Origin of the sequence: Thiorhodovibrio frisius (assembly GCF_033954835.1) — a bacterium.
Taxonomy (GTDB): Bacteria; Pseudomonadota; Gammaproteobacteria; order Chromatiales; family Chromatiaceae; genus Thiorhodovibrio; species Thiorhodovibrio frisius.
Genome location: NZ_CP121471.1, coordinates 2,625,476 through 2,641,558, shown reverse-complemented (window position 1 = coordinate 2,641,558; position 16,083 = coordinate 2,625,476). Strand labels below are relative to the sequence as shown.

10 protein-coding genes are annotated in these 16,083 nt (G+C 62.1%); 4 read left to right on the top strand and 6 right to left on the bottom strand.

What is annotated here, in order from left to right; genetic code table 11:
- Nucleotides 1–27 precede the first annotated feature (27 nt).
- Nucleotides 28–1,230 carry a TMEM43 family protein gene (locus tag Thiofri_RS12215; RefSeq protein ID WP_009151587.1) on the bottom strand — a complete coding sequence of 401 codons (1,203 nt, stop codon included), beginning with the start codon at nucleotides 1,228–1,230 and terminating at the stop codon, nucleotides 28–30.
- 288 nt (nucleotides 1,231–1,518) lie between these two features.
- Here Thiofri_RS12215 and Thiofri_RS12205 point away from each other — a divergent pair, with 288 nt between their 5' ends.
- Complete coding sequence (locus Thiofri_RS12205) at nucleotides 1,519–2,523, top strand: TIGR00266 family protein (RefSeq protein ID WP_009151588.1); 1,005 nt, start codon at nucleotides 1,519–1,521, stop codon at nucleotides 2,521–2,523.
- Between the two features lie 128 nt (nucleotides 2,524–2,651).
- Here the strand turns inward: Thiofri_RS12205 and Thiofri_RS12200 are convergent, their stop codons facing one another.
- Nucleotides 2,652–3,911, bottom strand: coding sequence for an ABC transporter permease (locus Thiofri_RS12200; protein WP_009151589.1), 1,260 nt, complete (start codon nucleotides 3,909–3,911; stop codon nucleotides 2,652–2,654).
- Nucleotides 3,912–4,002: 91 nt separating this feature from the next.
- Nucleotides 4,003–4,698 (bottom strand): ABC transporter ATP-binding protein, encoded by a 696-nt coding sequence (locus Thiofri_RS12195; RefSeq protein WP_009151590.1) that lies wholly within the window; start codon nucleotides 4,696–4,698, stop codon nucleotides 4,003–4,005.
- 423 nt (nucleotides 4,699–5,121) lie between these two features.
- Between Thiofri_RS12195 and Thiofri_RS12190 the strand changes: the two genes are divergently transcribed.
- The 3 genes from Thiofri_RS12190 (at nucleotide 5,122) to Thiofri_RS12180 (ending at nucleotide 9,115) form a co-directional block, all read left to right on the top strand.
- Entirely contained in the window at nucleotides 5,122–6,375 is a 1,254-nt protein-coding gene (locus Thiofri_RS12190; RefSeq protein WP_009151591.1) for an LbtU family siderophore porin, read from the top strand.
- 632 nt (nucleotides 6,376–7,007) lie between these two features.
- Nucleotides 7,008–8,276, top strand: coding sequence for a sensor domain-containing diguanylate cyclase (locus Thiofri_RS12185; protein ID WP_009151593.1), 1,269 nt, complete (start codon nucleotides 7,008–7,010; stop codon nucleotides 8,274–8,276).
- A gap of 98 nt (nucleotides 8,277–8,374) precedes the next feature.
- The gene (locus Thiofri_RS12180; protein WP_009151594.1) at nucleotides 8,375–9,115 is read left to right on the top strand and encodes a hypothetical protein; all 741 of its coding nucleotides are present in this window, start codon (nucleotides 8,375–8,377) and stop codon (nucleotides 9,113–9,115) included.
- 24 nt (nucleotides 9,116–9,139) lie between these two features.
- Here the strand turns inward: Thiofri_RS12180 and Thiofri_RS12175 are convergent, their stop codons facing one another.
- The 3 genes from Thiofri_RS12175 to Thiofri_RS12165 all read right to left on the bottom strand — a co-directional run bounded on the left by Thiofri_RS12175 (nucleotide 9,140) and on the right by Thiofri_RS12165 (nucleotide 16,022).
- A complete protein-coding gene (locus tag Thiofri_RS12175) occupies nucleotides 9,140–11,650 on the bottom strand; it encodes a helix-turn-helix domain-containing protein (RefSeq protein WP_009151595.1) in 2,511 nt (836 codons plus the stop codon).
- A gap of 186 nt (nucleotides 11,651–11,836) precedes the next feature.
- Entirely contained in the window at nucleotides 11,837–13,483 is a 1,647-nt protein-coding gene (locus Thiofri_RS12170; protein ID WP_009151596.1) for an arylsulfatase, read from the bottom strand.
- A 100-nt stretch (nucleotides 13,484–13,583) separates the two neighbouring features.
- A complete protein-coding gene (locus Thiofri_RS12165; protein ID WP_009151597.1) occupies nucleotides 13,584–16,022 on the bottom strand; it encodes a tetratricopeptide repeat protein in 2,439 nt (812 codons plus the stop codon).
- Between the last annotated feature and the right edge of the window lie 61 nt (nucleotides 16,023–16,083).

Genomic DNA, 16,083 nt, shown 5'->3' with positions numbered 1-16,083 from the left:
CCGAACAACAAGGTATAAAAAAACCCCTCAGGCTGGCGGCGGAGGCGGCGGTGGACTTCCCGCTGCTGCTGGCATATCGGGAGCAGCCGGTGCCTTCGCTTTACCTGCACGCTTGAGCCCAAACAGCAGAGCCAAACCCAGCACCAGCATGCCACCGCCGAGCAAGGGTCGATAGAATATCCAGGCCAAGGCGATGGTGACTAGGGAGATGGTGGCGGTCAGAATACCCGCGACCAGCCCAATCGCCCCGCCAACCAGGCGCCCAAACATGGGAACCACCGCCGCTAGAACCCTCAGAGTACCGAACAACATCGTAAAGCCGATAAACATCGCCACCACGCCCACCAGCCGCAGTATCCAGGTCAGCTGCCGGTTGCTATCCTGCGCCTTCTGGAACATCTCCTGCGCGGAATAGGTGCCAGATTCAAGCAAGGACACCTCGTTGCCATTTGACGCCTGATAGGGAACGAAACTGTTTCCCTTCTGCACAGCGACCAGGCTGATATCTTGAGGTGTTACAGCGGCAAACTGAATTCGCGCATCGCCAATTTCGGGCGCGCCCGGATTTTGCCCAAGATAGATTTCCGACCCCGAAAGCTCCGCGCCCGCTGGCAGAGTCAGCCCCGGGGTTGCGTCGTTCAGATCGACAGGATTGAAGTTACTGAGACTTGCAAGTTGATCGCGCGACAGCCGAAAGGCACCAACCTCCACGTTATTTGCTGTCTGACTCCAGTCTTCATAAGGCATGCGCCCCGGATTGGCATGTCCACCGGGCTTTTTGAAGTTGCTCGAACTGATCAAGCTCGATTCCCAGCCGCGATCATAGGTGTAAGTCGTGACCGTCTCGGTCCCACCGCCTAACTTCTCACGCGTCTCTGATTGACTGTGCTCGCGCCATTGGTACATCTCCACCGATCGGCGCAACTTGATTGCCTGCTCCGTCACGCCAAAGACCGGATCGGTCAAGCTCTCGTCGGTGTCGGCATGCCCTGACAGATGCACCAGCAAGCCCTGATTGGCTGCGTCAACTCGATCTGCGGCCACAGAAACGACCTGCCCCAGACCTTCCTCCAGTGCACGGGCACGGTTGACCGCACGCCCCTCGTTCCACCACAGCAGCCCCACGGCCACTGCCACCAGCACGATACCCACGAGCATGCCGGTTAAAGAGCTAACCAGACGGCTGCCCCAGGATTGCGAACTGACTTCTCTATAGCTATCTTCAGACATAAGCAACTCCACCTCTTAGTGAAACACGCGAGACAAGTCTGGCTGACCGTATTCCCCAACACAGGGTCAAGCCGCAGATAAAATACCATTAGAATGTCACCGGGGCATGTCGGAATCCGCTGCGACAGTGCGGCCGGGGCAGCAAAGGCTTCTGGCTCTCGATGTCGAAGTCGCGCGTAATCATTTTCGCCAGCTAGGCGAACACCTGCGTTTGTCGCCAGAGACACTTAATGTAATACATGATAAATATCTTATATCCATTTGAATATAAAAAAGGAGAAGCCCTAGATGAACTGGTATCTCAGTTTTAACGGCCAGCAAATCGGCCCCCTGGACACCCAGCAAGCGCGCACCCGCGCCAGTGCCGACCCGACTGGCCATGCCTGGCGGGAAGGCTTTGCTGCCTGGTTGCCCATCACCGAGGTGAGTGAACTGACCGGCCCCGCCACGCCCATGCCCGCAGGCGCACCGCCACCTCCGGCCCGCACGGCGCGCTCCGACGAGGTGGACTACGAAATTTTTGGCCACGAGATGCAATTCGTCGAAGTGGAACTCGACCCCGGCGAGAGCGCCGTGGCCGAGGCAGGCGCCATGATGTACAAACACCCGGCCATCCAGATGGACACCGTATTTGGCGATGGCTCCCACACCGGACAGGGCGGCGGTTTTATGGATAGACTGTTTGGCGCCGGCAAGCGACTGGTCACCGGCGAGAGCCTGTTCACGACCGTCTTTACCCACACAGGCCAAGGCAAGGCGCGGGTGGCCTTCGGTGCGCCCTACCCTGGCAGCATTATTCCCGTTCATCTGACGGACCTTGGCGGCACCCTGATCTGCCAGAAGGATAGCTTTCTGTGCGGCGCTAAAGGCGTGGCCATGGGTATTTTCTTTCAGCGCAAGATTCTCACCGGCCTGTTTGGTGGCGAGGGGTTCATCATGCAGCGCCTCGATGGCGACGGGCTGGTGTTCATCCATGCCGGGGGCTGCGTGACCGAGCGGGTGCTTGAGGCGGGTGAGACGCTGCATGTGGATACCGGCTGTATCGTCGCCTTCGAGCAGAAGGTCGGCTTCGATGTGCAGCAGGTCGGCGGCATTAAATCCGCTCTGTTTGGCGGCGAAGGGGTGTTCTTCGCGGTGCTGACCGGCCCCGGCCGCGTCTGGTTGCAATCCTTGCCCTTCTCCCGCCTGGCCGGTCGCATGCTGGCTGCGGCGCCCCAGCAAGGCGGCAGTCGCGGCGAGGGTTCGGTACTCGGCGGTCTCGGCAATCTGCTCGACGGCGACAACAGATTCTAAGCCGTTCCCATGAGACCCTGACTCACCGGGGATTCAGTCTCAGGGGTGGCCGGGACCGTGGACGATTGGGGGCGTCGGGGTGAATGTTTTCGCCCCGACGCCAAGATGCTCTGCGACCGCAACAAGGCTCACAACCGTATCGACAGCCCGTCCACTAGCGCATGACGATACGCCAGATAGGCCGGAATGCTACCCACCAAACCGCCGGCCAGCACCAGACCCGCCAGCAGCAACCATTCCCCCAAGCCAGGCGCGCCTAGGCCAACAAAAATCCCAAACCAGCCTTGCAACAGCGGCTGGGAAACCAGCAACAGGCCATACAAAAGCACCAGGCCCAGACCGACGCCAAGCAGCGTCAGCACCCCTGCCTCGCCCATGATCAGCGCGAACACATGCCAGGGCCGCGCGCCGACCGAGCGCAAAATCGCCATCTCACGTCGGCGCTCGCTCAGGCTGGTCAGCAGCGCCGTGAGCATGCCAACCAGCCCCACCAGCACCACGAAGGCCGAAACGACCAGCAGCGCATTTTCCGCAATGCCGATCAGCTCCCACAGTTGACTGAGCGCCACGCCCGGCAGAATTGCCAGCAGAGGTTCCTCGGGATAGTTGTTGATTGCCCGCTGGACCTGAAAGGTCGCGATCTTGGACTTAAGCCCGATCAACGCCGCCGTGATCGCCTTGGGTGTCAAATCCAACTCCCGGGTCTGCTCGGCCGAGATGCTGACACTAGGTACGGGGGCTCCAGCCTGCCAGTCGACATGAATGGCCTCGATGGCCTCCAGGCTGACATGGACCGTCTGATCCACCGGGGTTCCGGTTGGCTTCAGGATGCCGGCGACACGAAACGGCTTGTCATCATGGCGGGCAAAGCTGACATCGCCGGCGCCATGGGCGACGACGATTTCATCGCCGACGCGGTACCCGAGTTTGGCGGCGACTTCCGCGCCCAGCACAGCATCGTAGAGATCGGCAAAGACCTCACCTTGCGCGAGCGCAAGCGCCCGGTCGCGTGCATAGCGATAGCGCGTGAAGTACGCGGCTGTCGTGCCCAGCACCCGATAGCCATGATGGGAATCGCCCAGTGACAAAGGCACGCTCCAGGCCACGCCGGGCAGATTGGCGATATCTTGGTAGCTCTGCCAGGAGATGTTGTTGGTGGCATCGCCAATGCGAAACACCGCGTACAACAGGAGCTGCACCGGCCCGCTGCGCGCGCCGACGATCAGATCAGTCCCGGACAGGGTGTTGGCAAAGCTTGTGCGCGCCTCGTGGCGCAGACGCTCGACGCCAAGCAACAGGGCCACGCTGAGCGCGATCGAGAGCAGCGTCAGCAGCGCCGTGACGCGGCGGTTGAGCAGACTTTTCCAGGCAAGAAGCAGGATTGGCATGATTTAGGCCATTACCCTAACAGCAGCGTCATCTTCTGCGGTGGTGCCGCACGCTGAGCATAAAGGACACCAGAAAATTCTCGCGGAGACTTCATGCCGCGACCGCTTGCTGATCACCGCTGAGCGTCAAGCTGCGGTCGAACAGCGGCTCAAGCGCGGCATCATGGCTCACGAACACCAGCGTAGCCCCTACCCGGCGGCACTCGTCGAATAACAGCCGGATGAACGCCTCGCGCCGATGGGCATCGAGTGCTGACGTCGGCTCATCGGCAATCACTAGTTCGGGTGCACCCATGAGCGCGCGCGCCGCCGCCACCCGTTGCTGCTGGCCAACGCTCAAGGTGGTAACCGCGCGTCCATGCAATTGCGGATGATCCAAATCCAGCTGCCCGAGCAGACGCCGCGCTTCGCCCGCCAGGGTGCCAGCCGACTGCCGCGCACGCTCCCGGCGTCGGCGCGAGAACCGACAAGGCAGCAGCACATTGTCCATGACCGACAGAAAGGGCAGCAAATTGAACAGCTGGAAGATATAGCCAACATGGTCGGCGCGGAAATGATCCCGCTCGACTCGCCCGAGTTGCTCCAGCGCCCGATCCAGCACCCGCACTGAGCCCGAACTTGCCGTGGTCACCCCAGCCAGCAACCCAAGCAGCGTGCTCTTACCACTGCCGCTTGGCCCCTGCACGAACAGATGCTCGCCGGCGGCCAGCTGTAAAGCAGGAATGCGCAGCACCGGCGGGTCATCCGGCTGCCAGCGAAACTCAAGATTCTGGATATCGACGATCAAGGGTCAAGACCAAAGCACTGGATTTCGGTTGTTCAGCGTCATCGCGCCCTGCCGGTTGTTGGCAGATCGCTAGCCACAAAAGGATACATCAAATGCCCCGTGATGACTGACCACCCACAGCGGTATACCCAAACCCGTTGAGATTTTGGCTCGTTCTGGGCCGGTTGACCGCCACGGGAGACGCCGTGAATCCATCCATGGAGGCTTCCCGGCGGCGTCCTGCCGCCGAGCCCCCCGTGGCCGTCACCCGACCCAGAACCGAAACTCAGTTTGCGATTGGTATAACAGGGGTTTTGGCACAGCATGGCACCGATGCGAGCATCAGGCTTGTGACAGGAAGCAACCGCATTTGTTGCGAATGATTCGCATCTTTAGTATTCTTTTTGAGAATAGTTCTTATTTATTCTCACAAGGAACCCTGAGATGACGAACAGACAGCTTTCCGGCGCGATCACCATCGCAATTGCCAGCATCACCGCACAGCCGGTGCTTGCCCAGCAGGTGCTCGAGCAAGGCGTCGAACAGCTAGAGCAGGAAAACGCCCGTCAGGCCGCCCCCCAAACATCCCTGATCGCCCAACAAAACCAACAGAACCAAAAGATCCAAGGCGGCACCCCAGGGCGAGTCGGAAAACTCAATGATGCACTCGAGAGCAGCGAGGGCGGCTGGTTTCAGGGCATCGAAATCGGCGGACTGATCGAGCTCGAGGCGTCCTACATCTCCCCCTATGAAGGCGATTCCAAATCCGATGTGGTGCTGGCCACCGTCGAGCTTGGCATCGCCTCCCAGATCAACGACTGGGTCGACATTGAGGCGTCCCTGCTCTACGAGCAAGACGCCACCGACCTGGAAGTCGACCTGGCCGTTGTCACCATCCATCACCCGGATGTGTCGCCCCTGTTCTTGACCGCCGGTCAGTTCTATCTGCCCTTCGGTGTGTATGAGACCAATCTGATCTCGGAACCGCTGACGCTGGACATTGGCGAGGCACGCGAAACGGCCGCCCAGCTTGGCTTTCTCTATCAGGGTTTCAGCGGCAGCCTCTATGCCTTTAACGGCGATCATCAGATCGACGGCAAGAACCAGATCAACAGTTGGGGCGCCAACCTGGCTTGGGCGGTGGACACCGACAGCTACTCGCTCACCGCCGGGGCCGGCTACATCAACGATCTTGGCGACTCCAACAGCCTGCAAGACGCGGTCTCAGACAATCGCCAGGCGATTTACGATCAACTGGTCGAAGGCGAAGACCCCAGTGCGGGCCAGTTTCGCACCGACCCGACTGAACGCACTGGCGGCTGGACCGCCAATTTGGGCATCATCATCGGCGACTTTAACCTCATCGCCGAATATCTGACCGCCAGCGAGCGCTTTGATCCTTCCAGCCTGGCATATCGCAACAAAGGCGCCCAGCCCTCGGCCTGGAACCTTGAGGTTGGCTACAGCTTCCCGGTCTTCGGTCGCGACAGCATCGCCGCCATCGCCTACCAAGGCACCGAGCAAGCCGTCACACTCGAATTACCCGAGACCAGCTGGCTGTTGGGCTGGTCAGTCGAGATCTTTGAGCGCACTGCCCTCGCGTTCGAATATCGCCACGACAGCGACTATAGCGTCCGCAATGGCGGCACCGGCAAAGATGCCAGCGCCGTGGTCGCACAACTGGCCGTCGAGTTCTAAAAGCGTCAGGCAGAGTTAACCCACATCGGCGCAATCTGCTGCGCAAGTGTAATCTTGAGTCAACGCGCGCGTTGCTGGAATTTGCCGCATGCACACTCTGGCAGATGGAGCAGGAGCATGACTGTATAGGTAATGGAGGCATATAGCGGCAACAAAAGACTGAAGCCAAGACTGGGGCCAAGGTCCTCCCAACTGGGGAGGTTAAGAAGGGTGTGAACGACAAACGCGAGTGAGGTTGCAAAGGACGCAGCGAATGCTGTTTCTGGCAATGTGCTCTGCTGCGGCAAGCGACGGAAGCGACCGGCGATGCTGGATTGTTATGAGGGCCACTATGACCGCATAGGCTAAGAGTGGGCCGGGCTGGAAATAATCTGTGAGCATTTCGACCTCGAACTGATGAGCGCAAGCGTCCCGATGCTAGCATCGATCATCCTCACACTTCATATTTTGCATACCCATGCATGCCACCGTCGCACACAATAAGGCATAGGTGTTCGTGCATAACCTGCTCAACCATGTTCTCTTGGGGCCGCCACAGCGCTGGGGACGGGTAAACCTGTTATAGTGTGCATGGATACAGCGACTTAGAATACTCCGCTAGAATACCCTCATTACCCGGCACTGTGGGATCGATGCCAAATCTTCGCAGACTCTCGATTACCTGGTTACTCACCGCGCTCCTGCTTGCCACGGTCCTGGTCTACAGCATTGTCTCCGTGACTTTCGGGCATTTTGCAGAGAAAGGTGCAGCGGCAGCCATTGCGAAGAAACAGCTTGAAACCCTTTCCCTGGTGATCGCTCAACACTTCGCTACGCGCATTCAATTGGACGGTAAGAGTGAGTTCATTGCGGCCTACGTTGATGACCTGGAGCAGCTGAGAGAGGGACTTGAGGTCCGTGTTTACCGCGCGGAGTCGACGGCTGAGATCTTCGGTAAAGCCAGTGATCGCTACCATCCAGATGAGCCTCCCGTGGATGTACAGGACGCCTTCACCAGCGGCAACCCCCAGTTCTTCGAGACGGACAAGATCCTGCGCTTTGCCAGACCGGTCCGTGCTACTGAGGCATGCCTGCGCTGTCATGACAACGCGCAAACAGGCGACGTGCTCGGCGTCGTAACTGTCGCTTCGGTGTCGCATATCATGCGGGCCACCATTAAGAAGTTTCAGCGAGGCTACCTGTTCATCAACTACCTGGTGTCGGTGATCATGTTTCTGCTGGTTTTTCTGCTGGTGGAACGGTTACTGGCGGAACCGGTACGACGGCTGAGCCGTCAGATGGTAAAGAGCAGGGAGTCGAGTGACAACAGCGACCTGCCCCACCCCGATACGCTGTATTGCCACGAAATGCAGGAGCTGAATAACAGCTTCGGGGAGTTGATGTGCCGTCTACGCGACCGCTACGCACTGATGCACGAGATGGCGCATACCGATGCGCTGACCGGGCTGCTCAACCGTCGTGGCTTTGTCCCTCGGTTTGAATTAGAACTCCACCGGGCCAAGCGCTACGAACATCATCTCGCCCTCATCGCTGTTGATCTGAACGGATTTAAGGCGATCAACGATGATTGTGGTCATGCCGCCGGTGATCACTGTCTGGCCGGCGTTGCTGACGCCGTGAGCAACATGCTGCGCGAAGAGGCGGTATTGGCTCGGGTGGGTGGTGATGAGTTTCTCGCTGTTGTGCCCAATCTCGCCCCAACCGATAAGGCTCAGGAGATTGCCGAAAGGATCGCAGCGGCGGTGGCCAGTGTCGCGATCAACTGTGGCGATGACGAGCGTTTTGTCACGGCCAGCATCGGCGTGGCCATCTATCCGCTCGACGGTGCGGACATCGCGCAACTAGAGCGAGTCGCGGATCAGCGCATGTACGACACCAAGGCTCGCTCCCGCCATCGCTGAGGAATCTCGGCACCGACATCGAACAGATGTAGCGGGTGTTGTGTCGTGCGCAGGATCGCTGCTCGATAGGATATTCACTCCCGAGGACAATCCCCAAAATGACCCACAGCATCGAAATTTTCTTAGCTGCTGCCGCCGGGGTCGCCAACGGCATCACCATGACTCCGCGCAGTGCCAACGACAAGGAGTACTTCCCGCAGGACTGGTTCGCCGATCACGTCTCGAAGCTCAGATTGCCATTCCGGGCACAGGGCAGGAACAGCTATCCGGACTTCTGGGTCGGAGACGACCAGGCGACACCGATCGAAGGCTACGAGATCAAGTCGCTCGCCTTTGCCAAGGGCAGGCCTGCTCGCCGTGACTACGACTCCAACAGCACAATCCCGGCGGGCCGCAAGAATGGCCGAGAGGTGTTTCTCGTCTTCTTCCTCTACACTGGATCAGGCGCCAATCCGCGTCCCATCCATTCGCTTTCCATCGCCCATGCGGACCTGATCAATATGGACCATGAGACTGCCGCCGCCCACGTCAACGAAGGCATTGATGGCTTCGGTTCCTACGGCGACGGATTCATCCGCGACCGCAAGATGTATCGCTTCCCGCACCCTTATAGCATCGACCCCAGCGGGCTCGGTCGCTGTCGGCTGATCATCCCCAGCGATTGGGGTATCTCGCATCCGAGTTTGCGCCCCTGCGGTCATATCAGTCGAACGATCGCTGCCAATGCGTTGCGCAGCTACACTGTCCACCTTGATGGCAAGACACCCGCTACGAAGCAGCAAGACCGGCGTCCCGATGCCCGCCAGCGACGGGAATTCTCGGTCTTCGAGGCCGGATGATCGCGGCCTGGCCGATCCGTTGCGCTAGAACAGAGATGCCTGAATCGGCATCGCCAGGCTGTCGGCTACCGGCTGGCGGAAATGCGCGTCCTGGAGGTCGAACAGCCGCTGAGCAATCGTTGCGCAATTCCCGAGCGCGGATTCAAAGGCGTTCAGCGCATGCTCGGCGCCACGGCCTCCACAAAGTTCAACCAGCGCCTGGCTGAAGACAACGATCCGCACGTCGTTGAGCGATAGCCGGCGACCGGTGCGGTTGAACCGCAAAACCTTTTCCCCGGCCGCCTGTTTCGCCGTCGTCAGCGCATCGTCGGGCGCCGATAGCCTACGTCGATCACCGGCCGCCTTGCGGCAGACCATCAGCACGTCGAGATCGATCGGCGACTTGGCCGCGAGCTTTGGCATCGCGACGGACATCTCGGCTTTGACGGGCTGCGCCTGCACCAGCCGGAAGCCGGCATGCAGCACAGCGGCGGCCACCGACGTCCAGCCATCCTCGCGGGAATGGTGGTAGGAGAACACCATCAATCCCTCGTCCTTCAAGACCCGATGGCATTCGCCGAAGACGGCGGAGAGCTTAGCGGAAAAGCGCGTGTATTCGGTGTCCTGTACCTCGCGCTCGGAGCGCGTTGTCTCAAGCCGCGGTCCATCGCCACCTTCGAGCCAGAGGCGCTGCCAGACGTGAAAAAAATCGGCTAGCTCGGAGTAATGGACGTTATCGAAGAACGGTGGGTCAGTCACGACCGCGTCCACCGAGCGGTCCGGTAGGTCCGTATTTGCGGAGTCCCCCACCGACAGATAGACCGCGCCGGGCGGGAGTCCGTCGACCGGCCAAGCGTCCAGCACCTGCGCCCCCATCGGCTGGCTTTTGCCGAACAGCTTGCGACCGGATGGTCGCTTGCCATTCCGCCCAGATGCGGGGTCCAGCACGATCTCGAAAGGCGCCGTCTTGTAGTCCACGGCGCGCAGCAACCGCGATTGGAACAGGTTCAGAAACGAGCCGGAGGACTTAGGCGTGCCCCAGAGATTCGCCTCGATCGGCGTGCGCTCCGGTTTCAGCACATGGTGCGAAAACATGTGGCGCACAGCGCCGGTGCCTTCGCCCTTGTAGCTTGCAAACATGTTGTTGAATTCCAGTACGCCGGACAGCAGCACGAACAGCGACTCGCGCTCCGATCCTGCCGGCAACTGGCCGATTGCATCCGCCAGCAGGCCAATGCCCAGCAGCTGGCGAGCATTGAAGAACTGATCCCAACGGCTGTAGCCGTAATTGAGACATTGGCGGGTATTGCAGCCATCAAAGATGGCCACGCGCGGAACCGGCAGCGACAGCGCCGCCAGCTCGTCGACCGCCGCAGCATAGGCGGCCTCGTCTGCGACCGTTGATCTCAGATACTGCTTGCTGCCGTCCTCGCGCAGAACCAGCTTGGCATAGAGCCGATGCTGCGGCGGCTTGCCGCGGGCGCGAGCGGTCTTGGCGATGGGAAAGCGCGTGCCACAGCCGTCGCAGGTCGCGTTTGCCCCGCGTGCTGCGCCGACATGCAGCTCATAGTTACAGCCGCAAGCAGGGCAAGCAGTCGACGCATCGCGATGGTCTGCCGGATGCACCTCACCGCAGCGGGGGCAGCAGGCATGCACACGTGGATTGCGCTTCACATAGGCATGCTTGGCAAACACCCTTGATGAGAACAGATCCACTGAACGACCGCAGCTCGGGCAGTCAAGCTGCTTGACCCAGAACCAGTACAGGACTTCACAAAGCGCACCGTCGCCGTCGAGACTGCGGTGTAGCCCGGTCAACCGCTGGGCGACCGACGCCCGCAGCGCCTCGAAATGCGCCATCAGCCGCTCCCGATCCACCGGCTGCAAGGCGGTGCGGACCGCCCGCCAGGCGACCGGATTGATGTCCCGCCCGATCACCGTGCAACCCAGCTTGTGCGCCTCGCCGACGGTCGTCCCGCTGCCCATGAAGGGGTCGAAGATCACAGGTGCCGGTAGTTTCACCGCGCTTTGGTACAGATCCATCACTGCGCTGCCCTGCGGCACCGTGCAGCCGAGCACCACGGCCCGAAATACGCTACCAAGCCTCTGCGCCCACCATTTGTGAGTGTGATAGACCGGTCGCCAGACCTCCTTCCGCCAACTCTCGACCTCGGCGATCGTACTCAAGTGCTCGAACGGAAATCCGTCCTCGATCACCCTTTTCGCTGGCCCCCGCAGCACTGCCGCCCCATAGCTCGTCTGCTCCTCGGCGACAAGCATCCCGGCCAAGTCCGACAGTGCCGAAGCCACCCGATGCGGATTGCGCTCCAACAGCGTGCGCAGCGACGGCGGCACCCGCCCAGCCAACAACAGTAGCTCGTCCATCGGCAACGCCAACGTCTCGGCGAGGCGACCGATGAGTGCATCCGATGGAGGCGTTGCGCCGGATTCAACGCGAGAAAGATAAGCCGGATCGACCTGGCAGCGACCGGCGACTGACCGCAGCGAGAGGCCGAGCTGCTCGCGGCGGGACTTGATGAGGGTGTGGATGTCCATGTCCGAAGGTTAGGATGCGTTGACAATCTTGTCAACGCTTCATTCGGTGTTCCGATGCCCGAAAGTGCTGGACTGGCTTGCAAAATGCCGAGATCGTCGCGTCCGCGCTAACGGACCAAGTAAGCAGATGATCCCCGGCCCGACCGCCGGACTCACGGCCGGCAATCGGACCTGCGGGGATCGCTTTTACCAGACCTGGCCGGGGTTGTTCTCAAGCTGCTGCATGACCCGCTCCGTGGCCTTCTGCAGGCTCAGCGAGTCTGCCCGTTGGCGCGGTGGCCATTCCTGCAGGCTCTTCATGTGCTCGGCGATGATCCCCTGTGCTGGCACAAGGGTCCACATCTTCTGGGCTAAGAACTTGCGGCCCATATAGCCCCATTCGTGGGAGAGAGGGTCGAAGCGTTCCATGGGGTCCATGCGCAGGTTGAACAGATAGGGCGCCGACGGATAAACGATGGGGTCCCACCACAGCCCGTTCTCCTTGACCCCGAACAGCATCTTCCAATCGCCCACGCGCACGCCGGTGAGCGTCGCCTCGTCGTAATAGAAGTAGTCCTTACGGGCGGATTTGTCCGTCTTGCCGGTCCACAGATCAAGGTTGTCGACGCCGTCCAGGTGGACCTTGTAGGTCATGTCGCCCATCTGTGCGCCCTCAAGCAGCTTTGCCTTGAGGTCCGGCTCGCCCGCAGCCGCAGCCAGGGTGACGAACAGGTCTTCGTGGCTTTGGATGGCGTTGGAGACGCTGCCCGCTGGAATCTGGCCGGGCCAGCGGACCAGCATCGGCACGCGCACGCCGCCCTCCCAGGTCGAGCCCTTCTCGCCGCGGAAGGGCGAGTAGCCGCCGTCCGGCCAAAACATCAGCTCGTAGCCGTTATCCGTCGAGTAGACCACGATGGTGTTGTCGGCAACCCCGAGGTCGTCGAGCTTCTTCAGCAGCTGGCCAATTTCTTCGTCGTGCTGGATCATGCCGGCGCGGTAAACATCGTCCTCGGGGCGCCCCTCGTCGACGGCCTTCTGCAGGTACTCCGTGGGGACGTGGGTCCAGATGTGCATCCGGGTGGGGTTGAACCAGACGAAGAAGGGCTTGTCTTCCTTGACGCTGCTCTCGATGAAGGTCTCGGCCGCCTTCAAGAATTCGCCGTCCACGGTCTTCATGCGCTCGCGCGTAAGGGCACCGGTGTCCTCACAGCGCTGCTTGCCCATGGGGCCGAACTTTGGGTCATCGGTGGGGTCGTCGGTGTCCGTCGCCCAGCAATGCAAGACGCCACGCGGGCCGAACTTCTTGGTGAACTCGGGATTCTTCACGCCTGGGTAGTCGAGCTGCTCGGGCTCTTCCTCGGCGTTAAGGTGATAGAGGTTGCCGTAAAACTCGTCGAAACCGTGCACGGTTGGCAGGAACTCGTTGCGGTCGCCTAAGTGGTTCTTGCCGAACTGCCCGGTCGCGTAGCCAAGCGGCTTCAGCACCTCGGCCAGTGTCGGGTCTTCCTTCTGCAGGCCCAGCTTTGAGCCGGGGATGCCGATGGTCGTCAGGCCGGTGCGCACCGGCAATTGCCCGGTGATAAACGCGGCCCGTCCGGCGGTACAGCTTGGGTGCGCGTAGTGATCGGTAAACAGCATGCCCTCTTTGGCGATGCGGTCGATGTTGGGCGTCTGGCCCATCATGCCGTGGGTATAGGCACCGACATTCCACATGCCGATATCGTCGCCGAAGATGACGAGGATGTTGGGCTTTTCGGTGGGTTTTTCGGCGGCCGCTTCGGTGGCCGCCATGGTGCCGGGCATCCAGGCCGACACCGCAATCAGTGGAACGAGCTTGAGTAAGGTCTTTTTCATTGTTTCTCCCAGTTACAGTTGCGAGCCAAAGTTAAGAGCCAAATTTACGAGCAAGGAATGCGGGAACTGCCGGGGGAATTGGCGGCGCCCGCGAAAAATGCTAGTCGGCAGCGCCCTTGAGCTGCGTCAGCAGCGTGCTGACCTGCCCGGACGGGTCCGGGAAGTGGGCCAGGTAGCGCTCCGCCCACGAGATAGCCGCCTCGCGGTCGCCGGCCTTGGCGTTGAGGCTCACCAGCGCGAGCGCGATCTCGGCGTTGTTGGGGTGGCGGTCGGTGGCTGCCGTGAGGGTGGCGATGGCAGCACGCGGGTTGCCGTTCGCCTCCTGCGCCAGAGCATGAACATAGGCGTAGCGGGGCTGCTCCGGGGCCTGCGCGGCGGCGCGGCCGAGCAGCTCCACCGCAGCGGGCAGGTGCTTGGTGCGGATTTCTAACAGGCCGAGTGCGTGCAGCAGGTCAGCGTCGTCCGGGGCCTGCTCGAGTCCCTGTTCAAGCACCGTGCGGCCGTCGTCGTCGCGCCCGAGTGCGCGGTACAGATCGGCGAGGTTGGCGTAAGCGGGCGTGAAGTCGGCCTCCAGCGCCAGCGCCTGGCGGTAGTCGCGCTCTGCCGCATCGGAGTCGCCCAGCAGGCTATCGAGCACGCCGAGGTTGAGCCAGTCCTCCGGGCGCTCGGCATTGGTGAGCTGGGCCTCGCGGTACTCCGCCAGGGCTGGTGCGAGGGCCTTGCGCAGCGGGGATTCACGACCGGGGACGTTAGCCTCCAATCGAGCATAGGCGGCCATTGCGCGGGCGGTATCGATGCGCACCAGACGGGTCGGGTCGTCCAGCAGCTCAAGCCCGATGCTGAGCGCATTTTGCGGCGGCAGGCGCTCCAGGGCGCGGGCGACGGCGGCGCGTAGCAGCGGGGGATCGGACTCGGCGAGGTCTTGCAACAGGGCCGGATCGATGGGGTCGGGCTGCTGGGCAAGCAGGTCCAGGGCCGTCGCCCGGGCGATCGCGGGTGCCTCTGCATCCGCCGTCAGCTTGGCGAGCTTTGCTGCGGCGTCCGGCGCTCCGCTGCGACCGGCGTGCAGCGCGGTGGCGAAGTGCGCCGGGCGCTTTGGCGTCCCGTACCAGGTCTGCACCTGAGCCGCCGCCTGTTCCGGGGTCAGCTCGGTATGGCAGCCGGTGCAGGCGTCTGGGGTGCCGAGAGCGGCGGCGAGGTCCGGGCGCGGGATGCGCAGGCTGTGGTCAGCGCGCGCGTCTATGACCATGTAGCTGCGCTCCGGCATGTGGCAGTCGAGGCAGGCGGTGCCGCTGCCCTTGGCGCCCGCAGTTTCAGTTTCGGTCATTGGGTGATGATGGTGCTCGGCGCTGTCGTAGCGGGTCGGCGCATGGCAGCGGGCGCAGACGGCGTTGCCGGGCGCGCGCAGTTGCAGGGAGTGCGGGTCGTGGCAGTCGCTGCAGGTGACGCCCTGGTGGAACATGCGGCTCTGGATGTAGGAGCCGTGCACGAACACCTCGTCTTGGATCTGCCCGTCGGCGTAGTACAGGCCCTCCGCCAGCAAGGCCAGCCGATGCGTGTCTTCCAGCGGCGCGTCCGGCGTGTAGGGGACGTGGAGCTGGCCGCGGCGGGAATGGCAACGGGCGCAGGTGTTGACCTCGGCATGACTGCTGCGGGCCGGCTCGCGGTGTGGCAGGCCGGTCTCCGGATCTTGCGGCCAGGTGGGGTTGTCGCGGTCGGCGAGGTCCGGCGTCAAGCCCTTGTGGGCGTCCCAGGCATCGGCATTGCCCGCTGCTGCGGCCTCGGCCTGTTTTGCGTGCGCGGCGCCGGGGCCGTGGCAGGCCTCGCAGGCGACGTCGATCTCGGCCCAGGTGGTGGTGTAGGCGTCCGTGCTGAGGTCGTAGCCCTTGTGCAGGTCGGTGGAGTGGCACTCGGCGCACTGGTAGTTCCAGGTCTGGTCGCGGTTGGTCCAGTGCAGCGGATTGTCGGGGCCGTAGTCCGCCTCGTCGGGGTAGAGGTGGAACCAGCGCTGGCCGCCCTGGTCCGCCGGGCGTGAATCCCAGGCGATGCCGAGCGCTTGCAGCCGTCCGCCCGGGAAGCGGATCAGGTATTGCTGCAAGGGCGTCCAGCCGAAGGTGTAGGCGATGGAATAGCTTGCGGGCTTGCCGTCCGGGCCGTCGGTGTCGACCCGGAATGCGTCGCCGTCACGGTAGAAGCGCGTGGTGACGCCGTGGGCGGTGAATTCGGCGTCGTCGAAGTCGCCGAGCACGTTCTCCGGCGTTGCCTCGGCCATGGCCAGGTCGTGGTGGGAGCCCTGCCAGGCGGTGAACTCGGGGACGTGGCAGGTGGCGCAGCGCGCGCTGCCGATATAGTCGTTGGCGGCGGCTTCGTGGGCCGCGTCAGCCGAGCCGGCTGCGAGTATAGGCACAGCGGGCAGCAATAGCAGAGCGACGGTCGCCGCGAGGAGGTGCGGGACAACCGGGGCCAGGCTCCGGGCGTCAGACAAGATCGGCAAGGGGGTGGCAGCAGGGCGCCGACCGGCGGACGGGAAATCGGGCATGGGTTCTCCTCGCAGAGTTGAAAGTCAGGCCGCAAAGCATAACCCGACCCGCGACTGGCCG